14 protein-coding genes are annotated in these 8,480 nt (G+C 42.7%); 13 read left to right on the top strand and 1 reads right to left on the bottom strand.

The window, feature by feature from the left end; translation table 11 throughout:
- Window positions 1-223: 223 nt before the first annotated feature.
- A complete protein-coding gene (locus DW862_RS19565; protein ID WP_120070047.1) occupies window positions 224-529 on the bottom strand; it encodes a helix-turn-helix domain-containing protein in 306 nt (101 codons plus the stop codon).
- Between the two features lie 112 nt (window positions 530-641).
- On the opposite strand from DW862_RS19565, the gene DW862_RS19560 reads away from it, so the two are divergent.
- The 13 genes from DW862_RS19560 to DW862_RS19505 all read left to right on the top strand — a co-directional run bounded on the left by DW862_RS19560 (window position 642) and on the right by DW862_RS19505 (window position 8,425).
- On the top strand, window positions 642-875 hold the full coding sequence (locus tag DW862_RS19560) for a hypothetical protein (RefSeq protein WP_029425873.1): 234 nt from the start codon (window positions 642-644) through the stop codon (window positions 873-875).
- Between the two features lie 11 nt (window positions 876-886).
- On the top strand, window positions 887-1,438 hold the full coding sequence (locus DW862_RS19555; protein ID WP_120070044.1) for a hypothetical protein: 552 nt from the start codon (window positions 887-889) through the stop codon (window positions 1,436-1,438).
- A gap of 122 nt (window positions 1,439-1,560) precedes the next feature.
- Window positions 1,561-1,839 (top strand): hypothetical protein, encoded by a 279-nt coding sequence (locus tag DW862_RS19550; protein WP_004318158.1) that lies wholly within the window; start codon window positions 1,561-1,563, stop codon window positions 1,837-1,839.
- Between the two features lie 19 nt (window positions 1,840-1,858).
- Entirely contained in the window at window positions 1,859-2,059 is a 201-nt protein-coding gene (locus DW862_RS19545; RefSeq protein ID WP_004318042.1) for a hypothetical protein, read from the top strand.
- 10 nt (window positions 2,060-2,069) lie between these two features.
- Window positions 2,070-2,552, top strand: coding sequence for a DNA N-6-adenine-methyltransferase (locus tag DW862_RS19540; RefSeq protein WP_029425872.1), 483 nt, complete (start codon window positions 2,070-2,072; stop codon window positions 2,550-2,552).
- A 17-nt stretch (window positions 2,553-2,569) separates the two neighbouring features.
- Window positions 2,570-2,818: a hypothetical protein gene (locus DW862_RS19535; RefSeq protein WP_004318162.1), complete on the top strand. Its 249-nt coding sequence runs from the start codon at window positions 2,570-2,572 to the stop codon at window positions 2,816-2,818.
- A gap of 117 nt (window positions 2,819-2,935) precedes the next feature.
- Entirely contained in the window at window positions 2,936-3,202 is a 267-nt protein-coding gene (locus DW862_RS19530; protein ID WP_022042327.1) for a hypothetical protein, read from the top strand.
- A gap of 25 nt (window positions 3,203-3,227) precedes the next feature.
- A complete protein-coding gene (locus tag DW862_RS26190) occupies window positions 3,228-3,404 on the top strand; it encodes a hypothetical protein (protein ID WP_004318164.1) in 177 nt (58 codons plus the stop codon).
- Window positions 3,401-3,583: a hypothetical protein gene (locus DW862_RS19525; RefSeq protein WP_004318165.1), complete on the top strand. Its 183-nt coding sequence runs from the start codon at window positions 3,401-3,403 to the stop codon at window positions 3,581-3,583. The genes DW862_RS26190 and DW862_RS19525 overlap by 4 nt, the downstream gene beginning before the upstream one ends.
- Window positions 3,584-3,605: 22 nt before the next feature.
- Window positions 3,606-6,509, top strand: a complete 2,904-nt coding sequence (locus tag DW862_RS19520) for a hypothetical protein (RefSeq protein ID WP_117683867.1) — start codon at window positions 3,606-3,608, stop codon at window positions 6,507-6,509.
- Window positions 6,506-6,820, top strand: a complete 315-nt coding sequence (locus DW862_RS19515) for a hypothetical protein (RefSeq protein WP_008640064.1) — start codon at window positions 6,506-6,508, stop codon at window positions 6,818-6,820. Before DW862_RS19520 ends, DW862_RS19515 begins: the two co-directional genes overlap by 4 nt.
- A gap of 594 nt (window positions 6,821-7,414) precedes the next feature.
- Window positions 7,415-7,903: a hypothetical protein gene (locus tag DW862_RS19510; protein ID WP_004303399.1), complete on the top strand. Its 489-nt coding sequence runs from the start codon at window positions 7,415-7,417 to the stop codon at window positions 7,901-7,903.
- An 87-nt stretch (window positions 7,904-7,990) separates the two neighbouring features.
- The gene (locus DW862_RS19505; protein ID WP_008775579.1) at window positions 7,991-8,425 is read left to right on the top strand and encodes a hypothetical protein; all 435 of its coding nucleotides are present in this window, start codon (window positions 7,991-7,993) and stop codon (window positions 8,423-8,425) included.
- Window positions 8,426-8,480: the final 55 nt, after the last annotated feature.

Raw genomic sequence — 8,480 nt, 5'->3', positions numbered from 1 at the left:
TATGCATGAAGGGAATTGACTAAACTTAATCCCCCAAGAATTACAACTGAGCCGTAGGCAACATGTGGACGATTCTATTAAATGAAAAAATCGCAAACGCTATTTTAATAGCTGTTTGCGATTTTTCTAAGTGATTCAAGTAACGTTCTTTAATCGCCTGATTATTAATTGTTTGTATAAACGTATGGCCTACAATATGCCTACATTTCTTATCTATTACAGGTTATTTCTTACTTAATAAGACTTGTATTAGACGTTCCTTCTCCTCAATTATCTTTTCTAAATCAGCTATTTTTGCATCTTTATCAAGTTCATTTGATTTTATTCCAGTTATGGGAATATCATCAAAGAATACACCTACAGGAACCTCTAAAACCTTTGCTATTGCCTCAATGGTTTTTGTGTTCGTTGATCCATTTCTAACAATAGCCTGTATGCTACTATCTTCTTTTCCTATACGTGAAGCAAGTTCTCGTATAGTGATTTTCTTTAATTCACATAACTCTCTTATTAACAAAAAATTAGCCATATTACACCTTTGTTATAACTTTTATTAACGTGAATTTTATTCACCTGTGGTAAAAATAATTATACCTTTGCTATGTAAAGTTAACAATAATGAGTATATTTATCACAAAGGTATGACGAAAAAAAAATTAAAAAGGAATGATGACGGCGAGAAACTAAGAATGTACCTTTTGAATTTGCCGGTAAAAGAATCTTCTGAAATGTCCCTTAAATTGGCAGAAGCATGTAAAGTGCCATTACATACCTTTCGTAATTGGCGAGGTAGTCGTTGTCGTATTCCCGAACTTGCAAAGGATAAGATCGAGGAAGTAACAGGCGTAAAAATCTTCCATAGTGAAAACCAATAAATAAAAGAAGAATGAAATCAAAGAAATTAGAAATCGAAATTCCGGAAGGTAAAACAGCTGTCTGGAGAAATGGAATCTTAACCCTTATTGATGAACCAGAAAAAGACGTAAGAAAACGTATTAAGACGTTTGAGGACGCCTGCCATGAAATTGGCATCGATGCAGAAGCATGGAACCGAGATAAAATATCCCTCGGTCTTGAACCTGACGTTTTGGCTTTTCTGAAACTCCGTATCATTGTCAAAGCTTTAAATGAAGGCTGGGAACCTCGATTTACAGAGGATGAATGCCGTTATTATCCTTGGTTTATTCTTTATACAGGGGAAGAATACAATAAGTTGGACGAGGAAGAAAAGTCTCGTGTGGTGTATCGGTCGAACAATTCCGCGAACGCGTTAGGCGGTGTTTCGTATGCGCACGCGAATAACGATTCATCGAACGCGGATGCGAGCATCGGTGTTCGGCTTGCCTTCAAAACGTCGGAACTGGCAGCATATTGCGGTCGACAATTCCTTGATATTTGGGCAGACTTTGTTTTTCTTCCGGAAAAGAAAAGTGAATAAATAACCGGGGCGGCTTTTGCCGCTCCATATAATAACCGCCGGAGTGTGGAGATAACCCCGAAGGGCGAAAGCGGGTGTTATTGGTAGTTCGATGCTATCCTCCGGCACAGCTATAAACAACAATGAGCAAAATTTACATAGTAACTAAAAGGGAATCCGGAATATACGAAGAAGACGGCGTTTGGTTTTCTATCCTTGCCGCATTTGATACGAGAAATAAAGCAGAAGAATATTTAAAGGAATATGAAAAAACAGCTCCTAAAGAAGCTTACTACACTTTCTATCGAATAGAACCTGTTCCGTTGTTTCTTTCTTCTCATAAAGTGAAAATAAACAGACCGAAACATACGACCTATCCTATTGGTGAATTGGTAAAATTAAAAATAAGTGGTGAAAAATAATTCAAATCAAGAAAAGATAATGAGCAAAGAAGAAGCTATACAAGCAATGAAAGAGGGTAAGAAGGTTACGCACCGTTTCTTTTCCTCTGACGAATGGATGACTATTGAAAACGGATTTCTTCTTTTAGAAGATGGTGTACGTATCTCTTTGGAAGATTTCTTCAATTTTCGCAGTGATAGTCTTTGGGATAATGGATATGAATTGTATAACCCCTCATAACATGATAGATATGAATACAACCTTTGAAAAATCGGCTAATACCACTGATGAGTGGTATACACCCAAAGAAATTATAGACGCATTAGGAAAGTTTGATTTAGATCCATGTGCTCCGGTTAAACCGCTTTGGCAAACGGCAGAAACCATGTACAACAAAAACCATGACGGATTAACTAAAGATTGGGTAGGTCGTGTCTGGTTAAATCCACCTTATTCCCGTCCGCTTATTGAACAATTTGTTCGTAAACTGGCACAACACGGCAATGGCATTGCGCTGTTGTTCAACCGCTGTGATAGTAAGATGTTCCAGGATATTATATTTGAGAAGGCAACGGCAATTAAATTTCTACGCGGAAGGATTCGTTTTTTCAGGCCGGACGGAATACGGGGGGATTCGCCTGGTTGTGGTGCTGTTTTGATCGCTTTTGGAGAAGAAAACGCAGAGATACTAAAAACTTGTAACATAAGTGGCAAGTATGTAAGAATCAATTAGAGTAAAACAAATTAAATATGAGTGAATATTCATTGAAAGAAAGAGTTCAGATGTTAACATCATCGCTTGTATATGGCGGTCCTATGACATTTGAGCAAATCAAGAAATTAGATTGGTTGAAAAATACATCTGAATACGGAATATTATTTTATCTCCGGGAAGCTGAAAGATATGAATGGATAAAGACTAAATGTTTCAAAGGTGATAAACCGAATATCTATTCGGCAACGGCTAAAGGCCGAAAAATGGCTGATGCAAGAGATTAAATAAAAATGGATAAGAAAAATAAAAGGGTGTATCTTTCTAATACAAAAGAAGAAAGAGCGATAAATATAAATCAGTTTTTTACACTTTATGTGGACTTTTCTAAAAATAATACAGCAATGAAATCAACAATTACCACCCCCGATGAATTAACCACGTTACGAATAGAAGGCAGTAGTGGAACCTATAAAATATTCAGTAGCTTCCGCCCCATGGAATCCCCTGCATTCGTGGATGCAATGGACCGGAAGTATAATCTGGCGGAAATAAAGAATCTTTCCGACGGAAAAGGTTATTTCCTGGTACACCTGAACAAGAAGCAACAGGAAACCATACAGGAGGATTTAAACGCTATCCTTTGTGATAGTGTGCCATGCCTTCTATAAACTAAGACGATCTTAACGAAATGCCATGAAAGAAGACAGACGCCTAAGAAACCTACGTTATCAGATGCGGAAGAAAGGTTACCAGTTCGATACAAAGAACCTGGTGGTCATTATGCCTTCACATGACAAACGTTCCCTTCTCCAGGAAAGGAGATTAAGCAAATTCGGTTTTTCAATTCAGTATAACATGTTTGAACAATGAAAGATAAAAATTTAAAATACATCGCCCACGCTATTATCGTGGTTGCCTTTATGGGACTGATTGCCTTTGTCATTTATTATACGGGTAAAACCGCTTTTCTTTGGCTGTTATTATTCGTTTTCCTGTATCAACCTTGGGGAGACTTGAAAACAAAGCAGGAGGAAAACAACGAAAAATAAGTAACTATGTAACTTTATAACGATGATAAAGGCAGAAGACATCTACAAAGTAACCAACAACGGGCTGGATATTATTCTACATTATTATCCGCAAGCCCGGGATTGTGTCGGAACCAACCGCCATTTCAAACGCCGGCCGTCAGAAGACGACGCGTCGGCCTGTATCAAGCTATTCGGAAAGGAAGGTTCCCAGCAGGTTTATAAGGTAACGGATTTCGGTGATACCGGAACGGCTCAAAGCCCTGTCGATATCTGCATGTATGAGGAAGGCCTCCGGTTTAACGAGGCGATCCTTAAACTTGCATCCATGTACAACGTAACCGATGAACTCAACCGTAACGTAAACAAGCCGGATATCCGTAAGGTTCCGGCCTCCCAGGATCAGAAAGACGGTACTAAAATTTTCGAGCTTGCCGATCATCTCACCCCGGATCAGTTACGCATACTCGGCCCCCGTGTCACCCAGGAGAACGCCGAGGCTCTGCACTGGTATTCGGCCAAATATATAGGGTATGTAAAAAATCGCGAGGTAACCTATAAATACGCGACTGCGACATACCCTATCTTTATGCGCGAATGTCTGGTAAAACCGGCCGAAGGCGACACGCCCGAAGTGAAGTTCTATAAAATATACGAGCCTCTGAATCCGGACAAGCAGTGGCGTTTTTCCTACACCCCGGAAGGTGTCAAGCCGAAGGACTATATAAACGGTCTTTCCGAACTGAAAGCCTTATACTGGGAGTTTAATTCCAGGGAAGAAGCCGCCTTTAAAAAGAATCCGGCCAATGCGGAAAAGCCTTATAAGGAACAGAAGCTGCAGGAGGCGTTTATATGTTCCGGAGAGCGCGACGCCCTGTGCGTTAAATCGCTGGGCTTTTCCCCAATCTGGTTTAATTCGGAAACATATAAACTTTCCGAACAGGACTACAAGGAGATCATGAAATACGTTGAAGTCCTGTATAACATACCCGATATCGACACGACGGGCAGGGTAAAGGGTACGGAACTTGCACTACGTTTTATCGATATCCACACGATCTGGCTACCGGCCTGGCTTACCACTTACCGGGATCAGCGGGGCAAACCCCGTAAGGACTTCCGGGACTTTATGGAATTACGAAGCAAGAACGAGGATTTCCGTAACCTTATGACGCTTGCCATGCCCGCCAAATTCTGGTATTCCAAGTTTAACGAGAAATCCCGGCAATGGGATCACAATATAGACGCGGACTGCCTTCACTACTTTTTACGTCTTAACGGTTTCTATTCGCTTCATGATGAAAATTCCAGTTCAACGAAATACATCCGTATTACCGGCAATATTGTAAAACTGATAAAGGCAAAGGATATCCGGAAGTTTATCCGCGGTTGGGCCCAGGATAGTTTTTTATCCCGCGATATAAGAAACCTTATTCTGAACAGCCCCAAACTGTCAGATACGGCCCTGGACAATTTGCAGGAAATAGAACTGGACTTTACCAATTATACCCATAATACGCAGATGTTCTTCTTTCCCGGTTGCAGCATGGAGGTAAGCGGTACCGGTATAAAGGAACATCCGGCCAACGGCAGCACATTGTCCCACTACGTTTGGGAAGAAAACGTACTGAAACACAAAGTTCGTCTTATGGAAGACATGTTTACCATTTCCCGTAAAAAAGACATAGAGGGCAACGATGTGTTTGATATCCGGATAAATGCCGTACCGTCTAACTTTTTCGGCTATGTAATCAATTCGAGCCGCGTTTACTGGCGTAAGGAACTGGAATACAATTTCGACGACAAGAGCGTGGGGGAAGCGGAATCCTACCGGGAAAAACATAAATTCGATATCGAGGGGGAAGGCCTCACGGAGGAAGAAGTGGTCGAACAGAAAAAGAACCTTATCAATAAGATATTTACTATCGGTTATATGCTGCATCGGTACAAATCCCCTTCGCGTGCCTGGGCACCACAGGCCATGGATAACAAGATCGGTGAAGACGGTGAATGTAACGGACGTTCGGGCAAATCATTCATGTTCAAGGCCCTTTCCTACTTTATGAAGAGCGTCAAGCTTTCCGGCCGTAATCCTAAGTTAATGGATAATCCGCATGTGTTCGACCAGGTGAACCAGCATACCGACTTTATTCTGGTGGATGATTGCGACCGGTATCTTAATACGGGCCTGTTTTACGACATCATCACGTCAGATATGACCGTGAACCCGAAGAACAACCAGTCGTTTACTATACCTTTCGAGGAATCGGCCAAGCTGGGATTTACAACTAATTACGTTCCTATTGATTTTGATCCGTCTACGGAAGCCCGTTTGCTGTACTTGGTATTCTCCGACTACTACCACCAGCGTACGGAAGATAACGACTACCGGGAAACGCGTTCTATCCGGGACGATTTCGGTAAGGATTTGTTTTCCAAGACTTACAGCGAGAACGAGTGGAACGCCGATATAAATTTCTTCTTGCAGTGCTGCCGTTTTTACCTTTCCCTTTGCGAGGAATCTATAAAATTGCTTCCGCCCATGGAAAACATTATCAGGCGTAAATACAAGGCCGATATGGGCAATAACTTTGAGGACTGGGCGAACTCTTATTTCTCTCCGGACAGCGAGCACCTGGACTGTTTTATCGTCCGTGAAAAGGCCTTCGCCGATTACAAAAGCTTTTCCGGTGTGAATAAAATCACGATGCAGCGTTTTACAAAGGCCCTCAAAGGTTTTGTGGCCCTTTGCCCCTACATTGACGAACTCAACCCGAAGGACCTTTGCAACTCCCAGGGGCGTATCGTACGCAAGGATAACGACGGCAAGGCCGCCGACATGATCTATCTGCGTTCATGCGGCACGGCGGAAACGGCTGCCGGTGGTGGAACGGAACCGGCCGATCCGACACTCATGTTTGTACCTGATGAACGACCGGATGAATGAATAACGCGCATTTGAAATTAAACAGCATGTCCGAGTTTACCGCGCTCTGGAACAGCGGCGAGAGGTTCCGGAAATTCGCCGAACAGGTCTACCGCTATCTGGAACGTATGAAACCCGGTACCGTCCTGGCACTGGAACGCTATTCGGGCGAGCAGCTCGAATGGATCATCAAAACGGCCTGTGTTTTTATCCTGGAAGGCGACAACTACCTGGAGTATGAATTTAACGAAGACTATACGGCCGTCGTGCACCGCTATATACCCCCGGATGTAAAGGAATGGATTTTAAGCAGGTGCAAACATCGCGTATAAGACGGATCGGAGCCGGTATAAAATACGAAAAGAGGGACCAGATACGAATGTGTCGGTCCCTCTTTTCGTATGGAAACAGATGCGCCCCGCCCGGCTTCCCTCCCCATACCCCACCTCTATTTCATACAAAATTTTAGTAACCTTGTAACCTTTGTTTGCTTGAAAGAAAAAAGTCTGAAAATCAAATAAATAAATAGGAAATAAAGGTTACGGAGTTGCAGTTACAAAACGGTTACGAATTTTTCCGGTTTGTAACACCGGCCTTTTTATCTTCTACCGGTAAGCCCGGTTACAAACTGTTTTCCTGCCATTTTTTTGTAACGGAAATTAGTAACGTTACTAAGTTGCTAAGATACAGGATTTTATCTTTGCCGGTTGCCCGGTTACGAAATTACAAAAATTTAGTACCGGATTATATCAGCACAGCCTGGCGGAGAAAATTCCGGGCGTGTGGCGGCATGAAAAAGTGTATTATAATTATTCTCCCGGAGTATATTTATCAAAATGGCGGTCGAATGCCTACATTTTCCCGTAAATGGCAGACCAACAGCCGATAAAGGAATATCTTTGCCTTTAAAAAGGAATGTTATTGCTATGATTACCACCCGAATACAGATCGAATCCTACCTGGCCGAATACGTCCGGGGCAAATATTACGACGAAACGGTCGGTACCGTCCGTTTTCCTTCCTCGTCCGATATTTATGTGACCGTTTACGACCTCATGGAGAAACGGCCGGTAAATTGTCCGGCTGACCGTGGCAACCTGGAGTTTATGCTGCCTGACCGCCGGGAGGCCAATTTTGCCGGCGGCAAGTCTCCGGAACAGTTCAATTACATTTCCGTACGCGGTACCGCCATTCTTGAAAAGCGTCTGCGTGCCCTGATGTGGGCCGAGCTGCACGAACTCATGGACGAAAACAAGCACCTGCACGGAATCGAGTTTAAGGAAACCGTTTTTACCTTCCTGAAAAAGTATGATATCTCTTCCATTCAGGAAGACGGACTGCTGAAAAACTACCAGCGGTGGCGGGACAGTTTCAGGCGCAAGAAGAAAAGGGCCTATAACCGAAAAAAAGTGTAAAAAAGCAAGTTATTTTTTACCTACCAACTGTATCTGTTTGTCCTTTTTTGTCCGGTTTTTGGCTGAAAAACGTCCGAAAAATGCTGAATGTTTGATTATCAATACTTTATATCTGTAATTATGTCAAGAAAGTTAATATCCGCCGCCCATAGCCTGCAACTGGTTCCCGTTTACAACATTATCCATTTTGGCGTCGTGCGTTCGAAAGTCGTTATCCGCTCTATCGGAAAACCTGATATTCTTATGATCGTACCGGGAACCTTAAAACCGGGTGACAGCAAAAATGAAGACGTCTATACTAAAAAACATACCTTCAAGCTTGCCGACGTGTCGCAAAATAAGACGCTTTACCTGGAAAATCTGAAAGCGACGCCCTTTGTCGCTCTCTATACTGACGAAACGGGTAATACCCGTGTTTCCGGTTCTCCCGATTACCCGCTTACCTTTTCTTTTGAGATCGGCGGGGGGCTGTATAACTGCACCCTGTCCGGTACGGGGCCGGGTGTTGATGCGTTCCTGTAGGTTCCTTTCAGTCCTTCTCTACCTATGATATAGGCGTTTTCTTTGTCGTAAAAAA

The sequence above is a fragment of the Bacteroides sp. AM37-9 genome, from assembly GCF_003603455.1.
GTDB classification, from domain to species: domain Bacteria; phylum Bacteroidota; class Bacteroidia; order Bacteroidales; family Bacteroidaceae; genus Bacteroides; species Bacteroides xylanisolvens.
The sequence above is the reverse complement of the archived record's forward strand: the minus strand, read 5'-3'. Positions and strand labels throughout refer to the sequence as shown.